Origin of the sequence: Bacillus sp. 0209A, assembly GCF_036765095.1 — a bacterium.
Lineage (GTDB): Bacteria > Bacillota > Bacilli > Bacillales > Bacillaceae > Bacillus > Bacillus subtilis_G.
In genome coordinates this window covers 131,752-154,411 of record NZ_JBAIZV010000004.1, presented here as the reverse complement: position 1 = coordinate 154,411, position 22,660 = coordinate 131,752, and the positions used below count along the sequence as shown (strand labels likewise).

Below are 22,660 nucleotides of genomic sequence, written 5' to 3'. Positions count from 1 at the left end.
GATAACATTATGAAAATTGGAATCATTGGGTTGGGCGTCATCTCAAAATATTATGTAGAGGCCATTAAACAGCTAGACTCATTTACACTGACAGCGGTATGCGATATACAAAAAGAAAAAATGAGTCCCTTCCTTGAGGCGAAGCACTACACAGATTATCGGACGTTTTTAGAAAAGGCCGATATTGATGCTGTTGTCATTAATGTTCCGAATCATATGCACTATGACATTTGCCGCTATGCATTGGAGTGCGGTCATCATATTTGCTGCGAAAAACCGCTGACAATTGAACTGAAGGATGCTGACCGCCTGGCTGAACGTTCTCAACAAGTACAGAAGACACTATTTACAGCATTTCACAGAAGGTACAATATTAATTTTCTGAATGAAATGAAAAAAATAGACCTAACACAAATCAAAAGCGTAAAAGCCCGTTACTTAGAAGATATTAAAGAACACGCCGGAAATGACAGCTGGTATCTCGAACCGGACCAGTGTGGAGGCGGATGTGTTGCTGATAACGGACCGAATGTATTTGATACGCTATCTTATTTCTTGGGCAAGCTTGATGTAACAGGCGTACAAATATGGAACAATGCGAATGACATTGATGTACAAGCTGTTATTCATTTGAAAAATGGTGACGGCGTAGAGGCACAAGTGGAGCTTGATTGGGAATTTCCTCATGGAGAAAGAAAAGATGTTGATATTACGCTGCTAGACGGTACCACGATTCATATTGATATGCTGAAGGATTTTGAAGCGTTTAAATCCTCGCTCTATCATGAGTACGAAGAAATTTTAAAAGATTTCAAAGCCAGCATCGCTGCAGGAAATTGCTTCGGAGAAAGCGGTCAGGATGCTGTCCGTCTTGTACAAGAAGCGTATAGCTTTGGAAGAGTAACCTTATAAGGGAGCTAAACAATGAAAAATGCAGCTATAAAGCGGATGGTAACAGGACGGTTTGTGAAACTTTTATTTCATAAACAGGATAAACGAAACATGGTTTTAGAAAACTTTCAAACTAGATGTATCAGAGAAAAAGAGATTCATGAAATTGTGACAACTGATCAGGAAGCATATGAACCCGGACAGCAAATAGGAAGGGTCGGTTTCTTGGGATTTGTTGAGATGGACATAGGCGGGGTTATACAGAAGGGTGATCGTGTGTATATCAATGAAACGTATCTTGGCGTTGTTGCCGGATTTGATGCCTGCCATTTTCCGAATCACTATAACATTATCATTCAGACGGATCTTCTGCTGTCAGCAACTGATATTGATCTGTCTGTAGAAGAAGAAATCCGTTTTGTGAGTCCGGGAGATCGAACAATATGAATAAGGAGTCAGTATTCCAGATTCATATAACAGAAGATGTACGTAACGCTTTTCCGCATCTTATTATTTTTGCTGCTGACATTCAGGTAGGCAATCTCAAAAGTGAGACGGAAGAAGTTATGAAATTGCTTTGGGAGAAAGAGCATGCACAGTGGCGGGGGAAGACAAAGCAGGATGTAAAACAAACGGATGTAATCAAAGCATACAATGCTTTTTTTGAATCAATCGGACTCCAGACGAAAAAGACACCTCCGTCCGTTCAAAATATGATTCAACGCTTTTTATTGAAAGATCAATTAATCAAATATCCGAAAATTAATCCTATTGTCGATGCTTTGAACGTGGCTGCAGTGCAAAGCTTGATTCCTTTGGGAGCGTTTGACTTGGATAAGATTAATGGTGAGGTGAGACTGGATGTCAGCTCTGCCGGTGAATCGTTTTTACCGGTGAATTCTGACCATGAAATTCGCCTGTCAACAGGCGGTCTTGTCATAAGGGATGACAGCAGAATTTTATCCCAATTTTGCTATAGAGACAGTGATTATCAAAAAATAACGGATCAATCTGCTAGAATTCGCATTATGGGGTGCCGAGTAGAAGGCATTCGTGACATAGATGTGATTAAGGCTGTTAACGAGACAGTCCATATTTTAACGACTTTATATGAAGATTGTGCAATGATTTAACTCATTTATTCTAGGAGGGCTGCGAGATGGAAATTTTGGAAAGAATCAAGCGCAAGCAAGCGTCGATCGGCATTGCTGGCCTTGGATATGTAGGGCTTCCGCTAGCTGCTGCTTACGCTGAAAACGGATTTTCTGTCATGGGGATTGACAGTGATCCGGAAAAAGTGAAACTGATCAATCAGGGAATCAATTATATAGATGGTATTGATCTTGAAAAGGTCGTAGCAGACGGCCGGTTAAAAGCTGCGGATCACTATGAAGAGATTCACAAGCTTGATGTAATGATCATATGCGTCCCGACTCCGCTTGATCAAAATCAGCAGCCTGACATTTCATATATTGTCAATGTAATGAACCATGTCAAAAAACGATTGAAAAAAGGCAGCCTCATTATATTAGAATCCACAACCTATCCGGGAACAACTGAAGACATTATTCAGCAAGCCGTAACTGAAGAAGGATTCATCGTTGGAGAGGATATCTACATTTGCTTCTCGCCTGAAAGAATTGACCCAGGTAACCGAAATTTTACAATCAAAAATACAACAAAGGTAATCGGAGGAATTACGCCTAAATGTTTGGAACGGGGACAATTACTGTACAGCCACATTATTGATACCGTGTTTCCGGTTTCTTCCCCGCGGGTTGCCGAAATGTCAAAGCTGCTGGAAAACACATTCCGAAGCATTAATATCGCTTTTATCAATGAAATGGCGCTGATGTGCGAGAAGCTAGAAGTGAATATATGGGAGGTTATAAAGGCGGCTTCTACAAAGCCATTCGGGTTTATGCCGTTTTATCCCGGCCCGGGGATCGGAGGGCATTGTATTCCGCTTGATCCGATGTATCTGTCCTGGAAAGCCAGAGGAGAAAATTTTTTCAGCCGTTTTATTGAAACAGCGCAGGAAATCAATAAACAAATGCCTCAGCACATTGTTGGCAAAATCAGTGAAATCTTGAACGAAGCGAAAAAATGCCTGAATGGCGCATCTATTTTGCTGCTGGGGATGGCATATAAGCCGAATGTAAGTGATTGCAGAGAATCACCGAGTCTTGATGTATATGAGTTGTTAACAGAAATGGGTGCAAAGGTCAGTGTGAATGAACCGTTTTGTGAGAATATTTTTGACCGGAATGGAGCTAAAATGGATAACAGACCGCTTCATTACAGCCAATTTGCTGAATATGACTGTGTAGTGCTATTAACACCACATTCTCTGTACGATCCGGATCTGCTGACATCTTCAGCAAAGGCCCTTCTTGATACAAGAAACTTGACTGATGGAATTCATCAAGACCATGTTTATGTTATCGGCAGCCCGGTAAAGAAAAGAAAGCGGAAGCAGCTTCTCCCAAATTAAAAAGCAAAGTTTCGACTTTAAGATGAGATGAATCACAAGGAACTGGCTTTCAAATGGATCTATTATTTTCTTGTGGAATGGACCTGTAACAAACCAATTTTACATGCTATGTTTAACAAAAATGTTAGGTGATGTATGATGAAAAATCAATTAAGCGCATATATTTCCCTGGGAACGGCCATGGCAATCGTCGGCAGCTCTGTCGTCGTCGGCAAGCTGATGGTCGAGCGCATTCCGGTCTTTCTATCCTCGGGACTGCGTTTTTTGCTGGCTGCTATTGTATTGCTGACGCTGCTGTTTTGCATTGAAAAAGGGTTCCCGGCTTTGACGAAAAAAGATGTGCTTGTATTGCTGGTGCAATCATTCACAGGCGTGTTTTTGTTCAGTATTTGCCTGCTGTATGGGGTTCAATATACGACTGGAACGGAAAGCGGCATTTTGACAAGCACAACACCGATGGTAATCGGTATTTTATCCTTTTTCCTGCTGAGAGAAAAAATAGAGAAAAAGACGTTGATCGGCATTTTGCTTGCGGTTTGCGGCGTGATGGCGATTAATCTGTTTGGAACAGGGAGCCAAGACGGGACGCCGCACGCCTTATTTGGCAACATGCTGATCATTGCTGCAGTCATAGGCGAAGCGTTGTTTACATTGATGGCCAAGCTGCTGTCTCCGCATATTTCGGCATTGGCGATTTCAACCTTCGTATCGCTCTTCGGCTTCCTGTTTTTTCTCCCGTTTGCTTTGGTTGAGGCCTCTTCATTTGATTTCAGTGTTCCGTCAGTTTTGGAGTGGTCGTATGTGCTGTATTACGCGCTTTTTGTCACCGTTTTGGCGTTTTACTTATGGTATAGCGGAGTGACGAAGGTGACGGCGGGGGTATCGGGCATTTTCACATCCGTTCTTCCAGTCTCCGCTGTCATTTTGTCAGGTGTGATATTGAAGGAGCCGTTTGAGCTAGTGCATCTGATCGGCATTGTATGCGTCATCAGCGGCATATTTGTTACGGTCATAAAGAAAAAACAGCCGGATACGTATCCGGCTTCAAAAGAAAAGACGCTGTAGCCTGTCCGGTCGGACGGGTTTTTTAGTCTTTAAACACGCTCAGTTTTTCAAAAAGATCGCGGAAGAGCTGATTGGGGAGTGCTCTGCGGTGTTGAGGGAAGGATATTAAATAGGAAAAGTCCAGAGTTGAATTCTGGACTTTTTATTCTTGCTCTGTTTTATTCCGTATCCGCTCAATCACCTCATGCAGCCCCTCAGGCTTATAAAACTCCACCGGGGAACTGCCCTTCTCAAATGAAATCGTTTCGGCTTCAATCAGCGCGACATAGCGCCCGTTCACTTTTGCGAGATGAATCGACTCGCCAAAATCAGCTAGCAATCCCTTAATCTCGGTATCTCCGACTTTCATTTTCAGCTGGGCTTCCGGGGTGTGCTCGATGATTTGGGCGGAGGCTTCGATGACCTGATGGGTGTCGAGGCGCTCTTGGATTTCGCGTTTTTCGCTTGCTTCCCAAATTTCGATGTCTTGTTCAAATTGCTTCAGCTCTTCGCTGTTGTCTTCAAATGTCTCGTAGACGTGCTCCTGCACCATGTTCATGACCTGGTGTTTCATGATTTCCGGCATTGATTCGCCGTACTCGACGAATTTGAGAAAGTCCTCGAAATAGCGGGCGTGCGAGGATTGGTGGATTTTCAGCTCGCCTTCCTCGATCATTCCTTCCTCCGGCATGTACGGGTATTGGATGCTTTTCATGTTTTTTGTCGTAATCGCCATTTCGACTTTTTTAATGAGAGAAGACGCGTCTGAAATGCGGGCGACTTTCGACTCGAAATCACATTTCATAATAAAGACAAACGACTCGTCGAAGTATTTTCTCGGAACGGCCGAAGCCACAAGGAACACGCCGCCGCGGACCGCGCTCGTGTCGAGGTACGTGCGGACGAACTGCTCGCTCAGCTCGTTAAAGTCTTCTTTTGTTTCCGCCAGGCGCGCCCGGTTGAACATGTTGTAGTTCGGATTGGAATCAAGCTCGTGGCCGGGTTCGACGATAAAATGGCCGATTTTCGTCGGCACCTGTTCAGACTGCGGATGGCGGTCGGCTTTCCGTTTGACGATTTTTTTCAGTTCTCCGTCTAGAAAGTCCTTCAGCTCGCTTTCTTCAAATTCACCCGTATCAAGGGTTTGGAAGTGCTTGAACTGCTTGTTGGCCTGCTCATCCTTGCCTTCCACCTGTATGACATAAAAGGATAAAAATCGAATTTCAAAATCCATAAATGAACTCACCTTATTCGCGTATTGTACAGCTTCTCAAGTATAGAAAAAACAATGTTCATACGTCAATCTGAGGAACGGAATAATCATCACCATGAAAGGGAAATGTAGTCAAATAGAAGGCATTTCATACGGAAAGGAATGGTTCGATGAAGGAAACAAGCCCGATTCCTCAGCCGAAGACGTTTGGGCCGCTTGGCAACCTGCCTTTAATTGATAAAGACAAACCGACGATTTCGCTGATCAAACTGGCGGAAGAGCAGGGGCCAATTTTTCAAATCCATACACCTGCGGGCACGACTATTGTGGTGTCCGGCCATGAGTTGGTGAAGGAGGTTTGTGATGAAGAGCGATTTGACAAAAGCATTGAAGGCGCCTTGGAGAAGGTTCGCGCGTTTTCGGGTGACGGATTGTTTACAAGCTGGACGCATGAGCCTAACTGGAGAAAAGCGCACAACATTCTGATGCCGACATTCAGCCAGCGGGCAATGAAGGATTATCATGAAAAAATGGTCGATATCGCTGTTCAGCTCATCCAAAAGTGGGCCAGGCTCAATCCGAATGAAGCAGTCGATGTTCCCGCTGATATGACGCGGCTGACGCTGGACACGATTGGGCTGTGCGGGTTTAACTATCGCTTTAACAGCTATTACAGAGAAACGCCCCATCCGTTTATCAACAGCATGGTGCGCGCGCTTGATGAAGCGATGCACCAGATGCAGCGGCTTGATTTTCAAGATAAGCTTATGGTGAGGACAAAGCGACAATTTCATCATGATATTCAAACGATGTTTTCGTTAGTCGACAGCATTATTGCAGAGCGCAAGGCGGATGGGGATCAGGGTGAAAAAGATTTGCTCGCCCGCATGCTGAAGGTGGAAGATCCTGAGACCGGAGAAAAGCTTGACGATGAAAATATTCGTTTTCAGATCATTACGTTTTTGATTGCCGGACATGAAACAACGAGCGGCCTGCTATCCTTTGGGATCTACTTTTTATTGAATCATCCCGACAAACTGAAAAAGGCGTATGAAGAGGTCGACCGGGTGCTGACGGATGCAGCGCCGACCTACAAACAAGTGCTTGAGCTGAAATACATCCGGATGATTTTAAATGAATCCCTGCGTTTATGGCCGACAGCCCCGGCTTTCAGCCTTTATCCAAAGGAAGACACAGTCATTGGCGGAAAGTACCCGATTACGACGAAAGACAGAATTTCTGTGCTGATTCCGCAGCTTCACCGAGATCGAGACGCTTGGGGAGAGGATGCCGAGGAATTCCGTCCAGAACGGTTCGAACAGCAGGACCAGGTGCCCCATCATGCGTACAAACCGTTCGGAAATGGACAGCGGGCCTGTATCGGTATGCAGTTTGCCCTTCATGAAGCCACACTTGTGCTGGGCATGATATTAAAATATTTCACGTTGATTGATCATGAGAATTATGAGCTTGATATCAAGCAAACCTTGACACTCAAGCCGGGCGATTTTCGTATCAGGGTTCAAACACGGAACCAGGAAGCCATTCATGCCGACGTCCCGGCAGCTGACAAGGCGGCGTCTGATGAGCAAAAAGAGAAAGCGGAAGCAAAGGGCGCATCGGTCATCGGCCTCAACAACCGGCCGCTTTTCGTCCTATATGGCTCTGATACCGGCACCGCGGAAGGCGTCGCCCGGGAGCTTGCCGATACAGCCGGTCTTCACGGCGTAAGAACTGAAGTGGCGCCTCTGAACGATCAGATTGGAAAGCTCCCGAAAGATGGAGCGGTAGTCATTGTGACCTCTTCCTATAACGGAAAACCGCCAAACAATGCGAGGCAGTTCGTGCAGTGGCTTCAAGAAATCAAATCGGGTGAGCTTGAGGGCGTCCGTTACGCGGTATTTGGCTGTGGTGATCATAACTGGGCGAGCACGTATCAGGACGTGCCGAGATTCATTGATGAGCAGCTTGCGGAGAAAGGCGCGACTCGGTTTTCTGCGCGCGGAGAAGGTGATGTAAGCGGTGATTTTGAAGGGCAGCTTGACGAGTGGAAAAAAAGCATGTGGGCGGACGCCATCAAAGCATTCGGACTGGAGCTTAATGAAAACGCCGATAAGGAACGAAGCACGCTGAGCCTCCAGTTTGTCAGAGAGCTTGGAGAGTCCCCGCTGGCCCGATCGTACGAAGCGGTTCACGCATCCATCGCCGAAAATCGTGAACTCCAGTCCGCGGACAGCGATCGCAGCACTCGCCATATCGAAATCGCATTGCCGCCGGAGGTTGAATATCGTGAGGGGGATCATCTTGGCGTATTGCCGAGGAACAGCCAAACCAATGTCAGCCGGATTCTTCACCGCTTCGGTCTGAAGGGAACCGACCAAGTGACACTGTCGGCAAGCGGGCGCAGTGCGGGGCATCTGCCTTTAGGCCGCCCTGTCAGCCTGCAAGACCTTCTTAGCTACAGCGTCGAGGTGCAGGAAGCCGCCACTAGGGCGCAAATCCGGGAGCTGGCGGCGTTTACAGTCTGTCCGCCTCATAAACGCGAATTGGAAGAACTGGCGGCAGAGGGTGTCTACCAGGAACACATATTGAAAAAACGGATTTCCATGCTAGATCTGCTTGAACAATATGAAGCGTGCGACATGCCGTTTGAACGATTTTTAGAGCTTTTACGGCCATTAAAACCAAGATATTACTCGATTTCTAGCTCGCCAAGGGTGAATCCGGAGCAAGCATCCATTACAGTCGGTGTTGTGCGCGGTCCTGCATGGAGCGGTCTTGGCGAGTACAGGGGCGTGGCTTCAAATGACTTAGCTGAGCGCCATACGGGTGATGATGTCGTGATGTTTATCCGCACACCGGAATCCCGGTTTCAGCTTCCGGAAGACCCGGAAACCCCGATCATTATGGTCGGTCCGGGCACAGGGGTAGCGCCATTCCGCGGCTTTCTCCAAGCGCGCGCAGCTTTAAAGCGAGAGGGAAAAACGCTCGGCGAAGCTCATCTCTATTTCGGATGCAGGAACGATCGTGATTTTATTTACCGGGATGAGCTTGAGCAGTTTGAAAAAGACGGAATCGCCACTGTCCACACAGCTTTTTCCAGAAAAGAAGGCATGCCGAAAACGTATGTTCAGCATCTCATGGCTGATCATGCAGAAACATTACTTTCAATTCTTGATCGCGGAGGCAGGCTCTACGTATGCGGCGACGGCAGCAAAATGGCCCCGGATGTGGAGGCCGCACTGCAAAAAGCGTATCAGGCTGTTCATGGCACCGGCGAACAAGAATCGCAAAACTGGCTGAAACATCTGCAGGATACGGGCGCGTATGCTAAAGATGTCTGGTCAGGGATATAGATCATGGAGACTGGAGACATCCAGTCTTTTTTTGTCCTTGCAAAAAAATTGTGATCGCGCATACAATCACCACAGCCCGTCTGAAGGGCGGGCTGTCCATAAGACCTATTTTTCGTTTTTGCTAGTTTATGTTATTCTTATACTCGGTATCTATTTTTTTAAAAAAGGCACACATGAAAAAAGAAGTCTTTTTTATTTCCGAGAAAAAATGTGAAACGAAACGAAGGCTTCGTGCGTCCAATGGTTGGTCTGAAATAGGTGCAATAAAAATGGTATGGTGCAAAACATAAATATTCCGGGCTTACCGCGGTGTATTTATTTGTTGTGTGATGCCTTGATTTTGTTTGGAAAGAAGGAATTGGAAGACAGGATAAAGAGCAGGTAAATATGAATAAAGACTTAAAGTGTTTAAGAAAGTAGAGGTTGCTATGAAGAAACTTTTCTCTTACAAACTTAGCTTTTTTGTGCTGGCTGTTATACTGTTTTGGGCAAAAACGTATTTATCCTACAAGGCAGAGTTTAACCTAGGGGTAAAAGGCACAACCCAGGAGATCCTCCTGGTATTTAACCCGTTCTCAAGCGCTGTCTTCTTTTTAGGACTGGCTTTGCTTGCGAAAGGGCGCAAATCAGCGATTATCATGCTGATAATCGATTTTGTGATGACATTTGTGTTATACGCGAATATTTTATTCTATCGTTTCTTTGACGATTTCTTGACGTTCCCGAACATTAAACAGTCCGGCAACGTCGGAAACATGGGAGACGGGATTTTCAGCATCATGGCCGCTCATGATATTTTCTATTTCTTAGATATTATGATTTTGATTGCGGTATTGATCTGGAGACCTGAATTAAAAGAATACAAAATGAAAAAACGCTTTGCGTCTTTGGTGATCCTTTCCGGGGTCGCACTGTTTTTCATCAACCTGCACTATGCGGAAAAAGACCGACCGCAGCTGCTGACAAGAACGTTTGACCGCAATTATATCGTGAAATATTTAGGTCTTTACAATTACACCATTTATGACGGTGTGCAGACGGCTCAAACGGAATCACAAAGAGCCTACGCCAGCAGCGATGATTTAACAAGTGTCGAGAATTACACGACGTCTCATTATGCGAAACCGAATGCCGAGTACTTCGGTTCTGCCAAAGGCAAAAACATCATTAAGATTCACCTGGAAAGCTTCCAGACATTCCTGATTGATTATAAGCTGAACGGTGAAGAGGTGACGCCTTTCTTAAATAAACTCGCACACGGCGCAGAAGATATGATGTATTTTGATAACTTTTTCCATCAAACCGGCCAGGGAAAAACATCCGATGCCGAGCTGACAATGGACAACTCCATCTTCGGCCTTCCTGAAGGCTCCGCGTTTGTGACGAAGGGCGAAAACACATACCAGTCGCTTCCGGCGATTTTAGACCAGAAGGAAGGCTACACAAGCGCTGTTATGCATGGTGACTACAAATCATTCTGGAACCGTGACCAGGTTTATAAACATATTGGGTATGACGAGTTCTTCGACGCAAGCAGTTATGACATGTCTGAAGAAAACCTCGTGAATATGGGACTCAAGGATAAGCCGTTCTTTACAGAATCGATTCCTAAACTTGAATCTCTTAAACAGCCGTTTTACGCGCATTTGATTACGTTGACACACCATTATCCGTTTAACCTGGATGAAAAAGATGCGACCATTAAGAAAGCGACAACGGGTGATAAAACAGTTGATAATTACTTCCAGACAGCCCGTTACCTTGACGAGTCGCTTGAGCAATTCTTCAAGGAACTGAAGGAAGCCGGCCTTTATGACAATTCAGTCATTATGCTTTACGGTGACCACAACGGTATTTCTGAAAACCATAACCGCGCGATGAAAGAGATTCTCGGAAAAGAAATTACAGATTACCAAAACGCGCAGAACCAGCGCGTGCCTCTGATGATCCGCGTGCCTGGCAAAAAAGGCGGAGTGAACCATACGTATGGCGGCGAAATTGACGTTATGCCGACACTTCTGCACTTGCAAGGTATTGATTCGCAGAAATATATCAACTTCGGCACTGATTTATTGTCTAAAGACCACGATGATACAGTGGCGTTCAGAAACGGCGACTTCGTGACGCCGAAGTACACATCAGTCGACAATATCATTTACGATACGAAGACAGGTGAAAAACTGGAAGCGAATGAAGAAACGAAGAATCTGAAAACAAGAGTGAGCCAGCAGCTGAGTCTCTCAGACAGTGTCCTGTACAAAGACTTGCTGAGATTCCACAAACTGAGTGATTTCAAAGCCGTTGATCCGTCTGACTATCATTACGGCAAGGAAAAAGAAATCAAATAAGACGAGAAAGAGCCTTGAGCGGGCACATTGCCTTCGCTCAAGGCTCTTTTTTTGGTTACATAACCAACTTGAAAAAATAGATTCCATTTGGTCACCAAGGCCGGCTTTCTCTCATATCATTACAGTAGAATTTGAAACCGGTATTGAAGTGGACAAATTATCGGGGAAACGCCTTGGTAGATTGTAAAGATTACCAGGTTTCGAACTCAATATTCATAGAGATGAGGGGTAGAGATGAAAGCGGTCATTCTCTGCGGCGGAAAAGGAACGAGAATGAGTGAAGTCACGAACGACATTCCTAAACCGCTCGCCATGATAGGCGGCAAACCGATTCTATGGCATATTATGAAAATCTATCAGTACTACGGAGTAAACGAGTTTATTCTGCTTTTGGGCTATAAAGGAGAAAAAATCAAAGAATACTTTCTCGATTATGAATGGAAGCACAACAGCCTGACTCTCGACAGCTCTACGGGAGAGGTGCAGATGCTGGGGCAGCCTGAAACGTGGAAAATGACGTTTTTGGAGACAGGGGAAGACACGCTGACAGCCGGAAGAATTTTGCAGGCAAAAGACTATATCGGCGATGAAACGTTTCTGCTCACCTATGGGGACGGGCTGGCCAATATCAATCTTTTCCATCTCATCAGCTATCATCAGGCAAAAGGTGCTGCCGCGACTGTCACCGGTATTGACAAAGTCTCGCAGTTCGGCACCTTGACGGTTGAAGACGGCATGGCGAAAACATTTTCTGAGAAAACATCGAGTGACGGAATCATCAATGGCGGATTCTTTGTTCTCAGTCCCAAGGTTTTCGAATATTTGCCGAAGGACGGGAACATGATGTTCGAAGATGAACCGCTGAAGAACCTTGCCAAAGACGGAGAACTTGCCGTGTACCGCCATTACGGATTTTGGACGGCCATCGATACGTATAAAAATCTCTTAGAAGTCAACAAAATGTGGGATCAAGGACAACAAGTATGGAAGGTATGGTGAACTGATTTGAGTTTCTGGAAAAATAAAAACGTATTTGTCACGGGGTGTACAGGTCTTTTAGGAAGCTATTTGGTGAAAGAACTGATCGAACAGGGCGCCAACGTGACGGGGCTTGTCAGAGATCATGTGCCGCAATCCAATCTTTATCAGGGAGAACATATCAAGAAAATGAACATCGTGCGGGGCTCTCTTGAAGACTTGCCTGTGATTGAACGCACGCTTGGCGAGTATGAAATTGACACAGTCTTTCACCTCGCCGCACAAGCGATTGTCGGCGTGGCAAACCGCAACCCGATTTCCACCTTTGAAGCGAATATCCTCGGTACGTGGAATGTTCTCGAAGCCTGCCGGAAGCACCCGTTAATCAAGCGGGTCATTGTCGCTTCAAGTGATAAAGCTTACGGCGATCAAGAGAACCTTCCGTACGATGAAAATATGCCGCTGCAAGGCAAACATCCGTACGACGTCTCGAAAAGCTGCGCAGATCTGATCAGCCACACGTATTATCACACATACGGGGTTCCGGTCTGCATCACGCGCTGCGGAAACCTGTACGGCGGCGGGGATTTGAACTTCAACCGCATCATTCCGCAAACGATTCAGCTTGTGCTGAACGGGGAAGCGCCGGAAATCCGCAGCGACGGCACGTTTGTCCGCGACTACTTTTATATCGAAGATGCCGTTCAGGCTTATTTGCTTCTGGCAGAAAAAATGGAAGAAAACAATCTTGCCGGAGAGGCCTTTAACTTCAGCAATGAGATTCAGCTGACCGTACTTGAACTGGTTGAAAAAATATTGAAGAAAATGAGCAGCAGCCTGAAGCCAAAGGTGCTGAATCAGGGAAGCAATGAAATCAAACATCAATATTTATCCGCGGAAAAAGCGAGAAAGCTGCTGCATTGGACACCGGTCTACACCATTGATGAGGGACTAGAAAAAACGATTGAGTGGTATACGGAATTCTTCAAAAAGTAATATGAAACGAGGTGAACATGACTGTGACCAGCGCATATTGCACCGTTTTATCAAAAGGGAGATTATATCAGGCAGTCGCCTTATTTAAGTCGTTGGAGCAAGTTGATCCAAACAGCCCTATATTTACATTATGCATGGATGAAGATACGCACCGTGTCTTACAGAAACTGAAGATGAAGCAGCTGAACCTTGTGCCGGTGTCCGCGCTCGAAAATGAACGGCTTCTGAAGCTCAAGGAAACAAGAGATCAAAGCGAGTACTGCTGGACGATGAAGCCGATCTTCCTGCAAGCTGTGCTGAACAGCAACCCCGAGCTGGAGCGTGTGACGTATATTGACGGGGATCTCTTTTTCTATGCCGATCCATCGCCGATTTTTGAAAACCAGCCGGACTGCTCGGTGCTGCTTTCACGGGGTGATATCGTCATCCCTTCCTTCGAAAAAGAGCAGATTGTCATGCTGCAGCGCCTTTTAGGCAGATATAACTCCGGCTTTATCAGCTTCAAGCGTGATGATGACGGCACGGACTGCTTGGAATGGTGGAAGGAACGCTGTCTTGAGGAGTGTAAAAATGCCCCGGGTGAAGGGAAATTCGGTGATCAAGGCTATTTGGATTATATGTCTGGGCTGTTTTCGAACGTATGTGACATCACGACACCCGGTGTCAACGTCGGCCACTGGAACTACGGGCAGCATACGTTTTCCTGGGAGGATGGAAGGATCGTGCTGGAGGATGGCAGCCCGCTGATTTTTTACCATTTCAGCGGATACCGAATCGTCAGCATCAATGAAATCAAACAGATTCATGAAACAACCCGCACAGACCTGCCGTTTGTGCATGAGCTGTATCAAGAAACACTGCCGCATATCATTCAGCACATCAACACGTTAGACCCTGAATTTGACGGTTTTGCTTCAAAAGATGATAACAAATAAATGATTAAATACAGGAAGTGAAAATGAAGTGAAAGCAAGCGTTATTATTCCTGCATATAATTCAAAGGAGCGTCTCTATAACAGCCTTCTGTCATTAAACCAGCAGGAGTGCGATGAAGAATTTGAAGTCATTGTAGCAGACAATGGCTCTGAGGATGGGACGCTCCCAATGCTTGAGACATTTCAAGCAGATTTTCCGCTGATCTTTACACGGATTAAAGAAAACAGGGGCATTGCGTATGGACGAAATCAAGCGCTTCGCAACGCCAGAGGAGATATCCTGATTTTTCATGACAGCGATATGCTTGCGGCAAAGGACCTTGTGGCAAAGCATATTAAAGCCCATGAGAACGAAGAGAATCTTGTGGTGTGCGGTTTGTTTTGGAAACGGATCTACAGTTTTTATTATGAACGCTTTGAAGATGAACATAAGGAACAGCTCGCAAAGCTCGTAGACGAAATGCCGAAGAAAGACAAACAAAAGCTGCTGAAGGAAGAGGACATCAAAAACGGAAGCTTTCTGGACAAAAGCTTCGACCTTGATACCGACTTTATTGACGTGCTCAAGCGGATTTTAGATGAGTACAGCGATGACCTGAAAGGCTACCATATGCCATGGCGCTTTTTTATCACGAATAATTCCTCTGTCAAACGCAAGCATGTGACTGACCTCGGTTTATTTGATGAAGGCATTGTGCGGTACGGATTTGAGGATTATGACCTCGGAATCAGGCTTCATCAGGCCGGGCTGACGTTCAGGCTGCATCGCGATATTGTCAGTGTTCATCAAGAGCACCCGAGCAATTGTAAGTCGGTAGACGATATTCGGGCAAATATTGCCTACATGTGCGATAAATACAACAACATCCGCTCCTTAGACGTTCATCTCGCTTTTAACGGGCCGTTCCCGCCTGACATGACGAACGGCATCATGGCTGATATTCAAAAGCTTTTGGAAGCTCGCAAATACGACATGCTGCTGAATCTGTTTCTTGAGCTGCTTCATGTTGTCAAAGAACGCAACATTGACCCGGATTGGCAAAAGAAAGCCCCTAGGGTGACGGCGAAAAACTTTGATTTACAAACTGTCCGTAAGCTTCTGCCAAAAGCGAAGAAAAAGCTTGGCGTAAATGATTTCGCCAACGCGCTGTATGCGCTTGTCAACGATTTGCTGCACGTGGATCTTAGATAATTGGATGTGGTATGGTGAGTACATTTCATTTTTCAACAATAGTGTCAAGGACGCATATCTTTAAGCTCATGCCGATGATTCATTCGCTCCATGAGCATTGCGATGATTTTCATTTGTATGTGCTGTGTGTCGATCAAAAAGCGTATGAGTTGCTTCAGCACGTGCCATGGGAGCATGTGACCTTTGTGCAGCTGCATGAAATGGAAGACCCGGAGCTGCTGAAAGCGAAAAGCAATCGAACGTTTCATGAATATTGCTGGACATTAAAACCCGCTTTTTTGTTCCATGTTATGAGCAAATGGAATGATGCGGAATACTTTGCCCATATGGATACCGATCTGTTTTTCTTTTCTGATCCAGCATGTATTTTTGCCGAAAACCCAGCGGCTTCTCTATATTTGACTGATCACCGGAACTCGCCGCGGTTCCTGTCCTACTATGAACGGACCGGCCGCTTTAACACAGGCTTTGTCGGTGCCGCGAATACGAAAGAAGCATATGAAGCGGTGTGGCAGTGGAGACAGGACTGCATTGCATTTTGTACAGTAGAAATGAATACGGAACGAAAGACATACGGTGACCAAAGGTATGTGGAGAAGTGGCCGTCGCAGTATAAGGATGTGCATATTGTCAAATCAATCGGGGCCAATACAGCGCTTTGGAATATCGAAAACTATAAGGTCGGGCAAAAGGACGGCCGCGTGTATGTCGATGAAACGCCGCTGGTGTTCTATCATTTCTCCGGGTTCACATTGGTGACGGAAAAAGAGTTTAATCTTTGCTGGTATTATCAGATTGAAGACGAAGCGGCAATTGAAATGATTTATATGCCGTATGTGTTAAACCTGAAAAGATGGATTGACGAAATACAGGCGGCGTTCCCGGACTTTGCGGACGGTTTTATTCCAAAGCACGCGGTGCCGGATACTCATTTTGTACAGCTCGATTAAAAAATCCCTGCCGCATGGCAGGGGTTTTTCAGCGTGTCGACAAACCCTCGCATTCGTTGTCAGTCCTGCGCGTTGGTGCTCACTTATGCCATTCTCTCAGCTTCTGATCGCTCGGCAATAGGAAGGCTAGGATGCCGAGCACAGGGAGAAAGGCGGTGGCAATCATCGTCGGGGTCAGTCCCGCGGCGTCAATCAGAGCGCCCAACGCTACAGCGCCAATCGCGCCCATCCCGAAGGCGAGCCCGACAGTCAAACCGGACATTGTACCGATTTTTCCGGGAACAAGCTCCTGTGCGTAGACAACCGTTACTGAAAAGCTCGACATCAGCACTAAGCCGATTAATGCGAGCACGCCATAGGCGAGCACAGGTCCTGCAAATGGAAGAAAAATCGCCAGCGGCGCCGAGCACAGCAGCGAACAGAGGATCACGAAGCGTTTTCCGAAACGATCTGCGAGCGGGCCGCCGACAAACGTGCCGACAGCGCCGAACAGCAAAAAGACAAAAATATAACTCTGCGCCTGCTGGATGCTTACGTGATATGTATCGATCGCGTAAAACGTGTAAAAGTTGCCGATCGCACTCATATACCAAGAACGCGCAAAAATTAAAAATATAATCATGATAAGAGCAGAAATAACAGACTTGGTAATGGCCGTGTTTTCAGCCGTTTTCTTTTGTTTGCCGGACTTCTGGGTAAGGCTTCCGAGACGTGCGGCGTACCATTTCGCAATATACAGCAGAAACATAACAGCAAGCGCGGCGACAAGCGTGAACCAAACGGCGCCGAATTGCCCGAGCGGCACAAGGATCAGCGCGGTGATGAGAGGCGCCATCGCCTGGCCTGAGTTTCCGCCCACCTGATAGATCGACTGGGCGAGCCCGCGTTTTGTGCCGGCGGCCATGTATGCCACACGGGAGCCTTCCGGATGGAAAATGGCCGAACCTAATCCGATGAAAAACACACAGCATAAGATCGTTATGAATGAGGGGGCAAATGCAAGGCCAAAAATGCCGAGCATGCTGGCGGTCAGGCCGATTGGCAGCGCGTAAGGCAGCGGCCGTTTATCGGTATACCAGCCGACGACAGGCTGCATCACAGATGACACCATGTTTAATGTGAAAGCGATGATGCCGAGCTGTGTAAACGTCAGGCTCATGGAGCGTTCCAAAATAGGAAACATGGCCGGAATCACGGCTTGCAGCGAATCGTTGAGCATATGGCAGATTCCAATGATCACCAAAATCGGATACACCGTGGTGCCTGGTTTTTGAACGGTTTTTTCTTTTAACGGGGCGGCGATAGCCAATTGAGTTTCCTCCTTACATATATAACCAAAGCATACCACCATATTATTCATAAGGTGAAGAATTTATCAAGAGGTAAAAAGACTCTCCAAAAAGAAAAACATCAGCCTAATGAGCAGCTGACGTTATTTTTGATATTCAAAATGTGATACAGCTCTTCAAGCTTACGAATCTCATAAGTTGGCACTGTTTCTGACTTATTCGGCTTCATGTCAGGGTTAATCCAGCAAGTATCAAGCCCGGCGAGCTGTCCGCCTTTGATATCGGCAGTCAGCGAATCACCGATAATTAATGCGTGCTCTGCTGAAAATGAGGGAATCCGTTCAAACACGTAATCGAAATATTCCTTCATTGGCTTTTGGTAGCCGGTGTCTTCAGATACGAAAATATCTTTAAAAAACGGAAATAATCCTGAATCACGGAGACGCTTGTACTGCGTCTTAGACACGCCGTTTGTCACGATATACAAATCAAACTGATACTGCAGGTTTGAGATGAGATCAAAGGCGCCGTCAACAAGCTGATGCCCTTCTTCAAGAAAGCTACGGTATTTTTGCTCAAGCAAGGTGCCGTCCGCCTCATAACTGTATTCCTTGAACAAAGCGGCAAAACGGGTGTTCACGACTTCATCCCGTGTCATTTTTCCTTCTTCAAAGGCACTCCAGAGACCTTGATTGATTGTTTTATACTGCATCTTCATTTCATCTGTTAAAGGAATGTTCTGATCTTCAAACAGCAAACGCAGCGCTAATGCTTCTGCCGCTCTAAAATCAAGGATGGTATCATCTACATCAAATAATAAAGTGCGGTATTGTTTCATCGGTTTGTCTCCCTTTCTGCATATGTCCTTCAAAGTATAGCACATAAAAAAAGGAAAAAGCCGGCTGGTGAGGCACCGCCGGCTGAAAAGAGATTATTTGTTTAATAAACTATGTTTCCTCGAATACAGGAAGTAAACCAGCGTTCCAACTGCGATCCAGATGGCAAATGAAAGCCATGTGACGCCGGGAAGGCTGTACATGAACCATAGGCAGATGCCAGCGCTGATAATTGGCACAACCGGAACGAACGGCACTCTGAAGGACGCTTTAATTTCCGGATGTTTTTTTCTTAATACGATAACAGCGATGGAAATGACCGTAAACGCGGCCAGCGTTCCCATGTTCACCAGATGAGCCAGCGTTCCGAGGTTGATAAAGCCGGCGATTCCCGCCGCAACGATACCTGTCAGCCATGTGTTGCGGAACGGGGTTTTAAACGACGGATGAACCTTTGCGAACAATCCAGGCAGAAGGCCGTCTCTGCTCATGGCAAATGTCAAGCGGACCTGAGCGTACAGCAAAGCGAGCATAACCGTCGTAATCCCGATAATGGCACCGACAGAAATAATTCCTGCAACAGCATCTTGGCCGACGAATTTAAGCGCAAAGGACACCGGATCTCCGACATCCAATTTGGTATAAGGCATCATGCCTGTCAGCACAAGCGATACCGTGATGTATAGAACCGTACAGACGGCAAGAGCTGAAATAATGCCGACGGGCATGTTTTTTTGCGGGTTTTTCACTTCCTCTGAAGCGTTAGAAACGGCGTCAAATCCGAGATACGCGAAGAATACAGTTGCCGCGCTGACAATGACGCCTTTCATCCCGAACGGCATAAAAGGAGACCAGTTATCCGGTTTGACATAACCGATGCCGACAATAATGAACAATAAAATGATCCCGATTTTCATCAGCACGATGACGTTGTTAAACCGTGTGCTTTCTTTGACGCCTCGGCTGACAATCGCAGTGATGATGAGAATGATCACTGCGGCCGGAAGATTAAACACGGCGCCCGGCGTGCTCCCCGGCGCCCCTGCCAATGCGGCCGGAATATGAAGGTTGAAGCCGGCAAGCAGTGATTGAAAGTATGAAGACCAGCCGGTGGCAACAGCCGACAGCGCAATGACATATTCAAGCATGAGATCCCATCCGATCAAAAAGGCAAGCAGCTCTCCGAGTGTCACGTAGGAGTATGAGTACACGCTTCCCGAAATCGGAATCGAAGACGAAAATTCAGCATAGCAGAAGGCAGCGAGCGCGCAGGCGAGCCCCGCTAAAATAAACGATATGATGAGGGCGGGACCTGCGCCGGTCGCGGCCACTGTTCCTGTAATGACAAAAATCCCTGTACCGATGACACAACCGATACCGAGCAAGGTTAAATCAAATGCGCTTAACGTACGAGCAAGGCTTTTTGACTTGCTCTGCGCACTCAATGTTTCGAGCGTTTTTTTTCTAAATAATGAACTCATCAAAAGTTCCTCCTGAAAAATTCAAAATATTCTAATCATTATACCCAATTCTTGTTGTATTATATTGTCGGAATTTGGCGCAGTCAATAAAATATTTTTCCACTTTAAATGATAGAAGCGAAAAAGCGTTGGTGTATCACAGGATAGTAATTTTTACTAATTAGATATTCAATTTTATGCAGGCTGAACCGATAGAAACAATAGATTCGCCCATATTTTGACTTGCGGTTAAAAAGGAGATGCTGACCATGTTTCAATATGAAGAGTTGAATAAACAGTTTATCGGCGGGAAATGGCAGGAAGGCAGCAGCCCAAATGTATTGGAAAACAAAAATCCTTATACTCAAAAAACATTCACAGCCTTCAAAAAAGCGACTGCTGACGATGTAGATGAAGCGTATCGGGCAGCGGCGCTGGCGAAGAAAAAATGGGATGCGGTGAATCCGTTCGAGAAAAGAACCATTTTAGAAAAAGCCGTCACATATATTGAAGAGAACGAAGAAGCCATCATTTATTTAATTATGGAAGAGCTTGGAGGAACAAGGCTTAAAGCGGCCTTTGAAATCGGGCTTGTCAAAAACATCATGAAAGAAGCGGCAACGTTCCCTGTCCGTATGGAAGGGAAAATTCTTCCGTCAACAATAGACGGCAAGGAAAATAGATTATATCGCGTGCCGGCAGGTGTTGTCGGCGTTATCAGTCCATTTAACTTCCCATTCTTTTTATCTATGAAATCAGTGGCGCCCGCACTCGGAGCCGGCAATGGCGTCGTGTTAAAGCCGCATGAGGAAACTCCGATTTGTGGCGGTACACTGATTGCAAAAATCTTTGAGAACGCGGGAATTCCAGAGGGGCTGCTGAATGTCGTTGTCACCGACATTGCAGAAATCGGAGACAGCTTTGTCGAACACCCCGTGCCGCGTATCATCTCATTTACAGGTTCTACGAAAGTCGGCAGCTACATCGGCCAGCTTGCGATGAAGCATTTTAAAAAGCCGCTTCTTGAACTCGGCGGCAACAGCGCTTTCATCGTGCTTGAGGATGCTGATATTGAATATGCGGTCAATGCGGCGGTGTTCAGCCGATTTACACACCAAGGACAGATTTGCATGTCAGCCAACCGGGTGCTTGTTCATTCTTCTATTTATGACAAGTTCCTAGAGCTGTATCAGGAAAAAGTGGAATCGCTGAAAGTCGGCGATCCGATGGACCCTGACACGATTATCGGACCATTAATCAACAGCAGACAGACGGACGGGCTAATGAAATCTGTGGAGCAAGCGATTGAAGAAGGCGCTGTTCCAGTGAAGCTTGGCGGATTTAACGGGACGATCGTGGAGCCGACGATCTTAAAAGACGTGAAACCGTTCATGAGCATCGCCAAGGAAGAGCTGTTCGGACCTGTCGTCTCCTTTATGAAGTTTGCTTCAGAAGATGAAGCGGTGGATATCGCAAACGAAACCCCGTTTGGCTTGAGCGGTGCTGTACATACATCAAATCTTGAGCGCGGCGTGGCTTTTGCGAAGCGAGTTGAAACAGGCATGATTCATGTCAATGACACGACCATCAATGATGAACCGAATGTGGCCTTCGGCGGTGAAAAGCAATCCGGTCTCGGCCGTTTGAACGGAGAATGGAGCCTTGAAGAATTTACGACACTGAAATGGATCTCGGTCCAGCACGAAAAACGCAGCTTCCCTTATTAAGAAAAGGAGTGAATGGAATTGAGCATAACGGAAAAAGAAACCGCAGACCTTCTGGACGCGTTTGTCAAAGTAGCCCCATATTTAAACAGCCTGATACAGGACGATATCACTATCGGCATTTACGATACGGAAAAACTGCTCGTAAATATACCGGCCAAAACCTTTTCTCTAAACGTAAAAGCCGGTGATCCGCTGCAGGAAGGGGATATTATCACAGACGCCATCCGCAGCAATCAGAAGAAGACGAGCATGGTTCCGAAAGAATTGTTCGGATTTCCATTGATCGCACGCGCCATCCCGCTCCACGACGAAAATGGAAGAGTGATTGGAGGCGTCGGCCTCGGAACGAGCCTTGAGGAGTCGTCTAAGCTGCATGATGTGGCGGAAAGCTTATCAGCCATTGTTGAACAAACAGCCGCAGCGATTTCCGATATTTCTGATTCAATCAACGGATTTTCATCTCAAATGACGGGGATTTCCTCCCAGGCGAAAAAGGTCAGCGAAAGCGCGGGTGAAATCGCCGATATTTCAGTAACCGTGAAAGGCATCTCTGACCAAAGCAATCTGCTTGGCTTAAACGCTGCGATCGAAGCGGCGAGAGCGGGCGAGTACGGAAAAGGCTTCTCTGTCGTCGCAGATGAAATCAGAAAGCTTGCAACGCATTCGAAAGAAAATGTCGGCCAGATTGACCAGATCACGAAAAAAATCCATAGCCTTCTGAAAGGGCTGGAGGAATCCATTGAGTCGATTAATCAACATACAGACGGACAAGCCGCTGCCGTTGAACAAATTTCCGCCACGATGCAGGAGATTTCAGGAAGCGCGCAGCATCTCGCAAAAATGGCAGAAAACGCGCTTGAGGAAGAATAAGAGACCGGGGACAAACGTCCCTGGTCTTTTTCTATCCTGCATTTCCATGAAATTTGTCTGACGTTTTACTAGTTTTATTCC

The 22,660-nt window shown here is 46.2% G+C and carries 17 protein-coding genes and 1 pseudogene; 14 read left to right on the top strand and 4 right to left on the bottom strand.

The window, feature by feature from the left end; all coding sequences use genetic code 11:
- Positions 1–9: 9 nt before the first annotated feature.
- The 5 genes from V6D44_RS16005 to V6D44_RS15985 all read left to right on the top strand — a co-directional run bounded on the left by V6D44_RS16005 (position 10) and on the right by V6D44_RS15985 (position 4,450).
- Positions 10–912 carry a Gfo/Idh/MocA family protein gene (locus V6D44_RS16005; RefSeq protein ID WP_253268921.1) on the top strand — a complete coding sequence of 301 codons (903 nt, stop codon included), beginning with the start codon at positions 10–12 and terminating at the stop codon, positions 910–912.
- Between the two features lie 12 nt (positions 913–924).
- Entirely contained in the window at positions 925–1,338 is a 414-nt protein-coding gene (locus V6D44_RS16000; protein WP_253268922.1) for a DUF6917 domain-containing protein, read from the top strand.
- Positions 1,335–2,024: a B3/B4 domain-containing protein gene (locus V6D44_RS15995; RefSeq protein ID WP_253268923.1), complete on the top strand. Its 690-nt coding sequence runs from the start codon at positions 1,335–1,337 to the stop codon at positions 2,022–2,024. Before V6D44_RS16000 ends, V6D44_RS15995 begins: the two co-directional genes overlap by 4 nt.
- Before the next feature lie 26 nt (positions 2,025–2,050).
- Complete coding sequence (locus V6D44_RS15990) at positions 2,051–3,385, top strand: nucleotide sugar dehydrogenase (protein WP_253268924.1); 1,335 nt, start codon at positions 2,051–2,053, stop codon at positions 3,383–3,385.
- A gap of 138 nt (positions 3,386–3,523) precedes the next feature.
- The gene (locus V6D44_RS15985) at positions 3,524–4,450 is read left to right on the top strand and encodes a DMT family transporter (RefSeq protein ID WP_437177783.1); all 927 of its coding nucleotides are present in this window, start codon (positions 3,524–3,526) and stop codon (positions 4,448–4,450) included.
- A 142-nt stretch (positions 4,451–4,592) separates the two neighbouring features.
- Here the strand turns inward: V6D44_RS15985 and V6D44_RS15980 are convergent, their stop codons facing one another.
- Positions 4,593–5,663, bottom strand: a complete 1,071-nt coding sequence (locus V6D44_RS15980) for a DUF3900 domain-containing protein (RefSeq protein ID WP_253268925.1) — start codon at positions 5,661–5,663, stop codon at positions 4,593–4,595.
- A 149-nt stretch (positions 5,664–5,812) separates the two neighbouring features.
- Here V6D44_RS15980 and cypD point away from each other — a divergent pair, with 149 nt between their 5' ends.
- The 7 genes from cypD to V6D44_RS15945 all read left to right on the top strand — a co-directional run bounded on the left by cypD (position 5,813) and on the right by V6D44_RS15945 (position 16,397).
- Complete coding sequence (gene cypD / locus V6D44_RS15975; protein WP_333516719.1) at positions 5,813–8,998, top strand: bifunctional P-450/NADPH--P450 reductase; 3,186 nt, start codon at positions 5,813–5,815, stop codon at positions 8,996–8,998.
- A gap of 428 nt (positions 8,999–9,426) precedes the next feature.
- Complete coding sequence (ltaS1, locus tag V6D44_RS15970) at positions 9,427–11,346, top strand: lipoteichoic acid synthase LtaS1 (RefSeq protein WP_087992506.1); 1,920 nt, start codon at positions 9,427–9,429, stop codon at positions 11,344–11,346.
- Between the two features lie 234 nt (positions 11,347–11,580).
- Complete coding sequence (locus V6D44_RS15965) at positions 11,581–12,345, top strand: glucose-1-phosphate cytidylyltransferase (protein ID WP_087992507.1); 765 nt, start codon at positions 11,581–11,583, stop codon at positions 12,343–12,345.
- Between the two features lie 6 nt (positions 12,346–12,351).
- Entirely contained in the window at positions 12,352–13,320 is a 969-nt protein-coding gene (locus V6D44_RS15960; RefSeq protein WP_333516718.1) for a GDP-mannose 4,6-dehydratase, read from the top strand.
- Positions 13,321–13,343: 23 nt separating this feature from the next.
- A complete protein-coding gene (locus V6D44_RS15955; protein WP_202328406.1) occupies positions 13,344–14,255 on the top strand; it encodes a putative nucleotide-diphospho-sugar transferase in 912 nt (303 codons plus the stop codon).
- 28 nt (positions 14,256–14,283) lie between these two features.
- Positions 14,284–15,447: a glycosyltransferase family 2 protein gene (locus V6D44_RS15950; RefSeq protein WP_333516717.1), complete on the top strand. Its 1,164-nt coding sequence runs from the start codon at positions 14,284–14,286 to the stop codon at positions 15,445–15,447.
- Positions 15,448–15,461: 14 nt separating this feature from the next.
- Entirely contained in the window at positions 15,462–16,397 is a 936-nt protein-coding gene (locus V6D44_RS15945) for a putative nucleotide-diphospho-sugar transferase (RefSeq protein ID WP_087992511.1), read from the top strand.
- 79 nt (positions 16,398–16,476) lie between these two features.
- Here the strand turns inward: V6D44_RS15945 and V6D44_RS15940 are convergent, their stop codons facing one another.
- The 3 genes from V6D44_RS15940 to V6D44_RS15930 all read right to left on the bottom strand — a co-directional run bounded on the left by V6D44_RS15940 (position 16,477) and on the right by V6D44_RS15930 (position 20,003).
- Positions 16,477–17,706 carry an MFS transporter gene (locus V6D44_RS15940; protein ID WP_253268929.1) on the bottom strand — a complete coding sequence of 410 codons (1,230 nt, stop codon included), beginning with the start codon at positions 17,704–17,706 and terminating at the stop codon, positions 16,477–16,479.
- A gap of 101 nt (positions 17,707–17,807) precedes the next feature.
- The gene (locus V6D44_RS15935) at positions 17,808–18,524 is read right to left on the bottom strand and encodes a YjjG family noncanonical pyrimidine nucleotidase (RefSeq protein ID WP_087992513.1); all 717 of its coding nucleotides are present in this window, start codon (positions 18,522–18,524) and stop codon (positions 17,808–17,810) included.
- 93 nt (positions 18,525–18,617) lie between these two features.
- A complete protein-coding gene (locus V6D44_RS15930; RefSeq protein WP_087992514.1) occupies positions 18,618–20,003 on the bottom strand; it encodes an amino acid permease in 1,386 nt (461 codons plus the stop codon).
- Between the two features lie 248 nt (positions 20,004–20,251).
- Between V6D44_RS15930 and yfmT the strand changes: the two genes are divergently transcribed.
- Both yfmT and V6D44_RS21175 read left to right on the top strand, forming a co-directional pair.
- A complete protein-coding gene (yfmT, locus tag V6D44_RS15925) occupies positions 20,252–21,709 on the top strand; it encodes a benzaldehyde dehydrogenase (RefSeq protein ID WP_087992515.1) in 1,458 nt (485 codons plus the stop codon).
- Between the two features lie 504 nt (positions 21,710–22,213).
- Positions 22,214–22,579 (top strand): annotated as a pseudogene (locus V6D44_RS21175) (methyl-accepting chemotaxis protein); the annotation flags it as partial.
- Positions 22,580–22,660 lie beyond the last annotated feature (81 nt).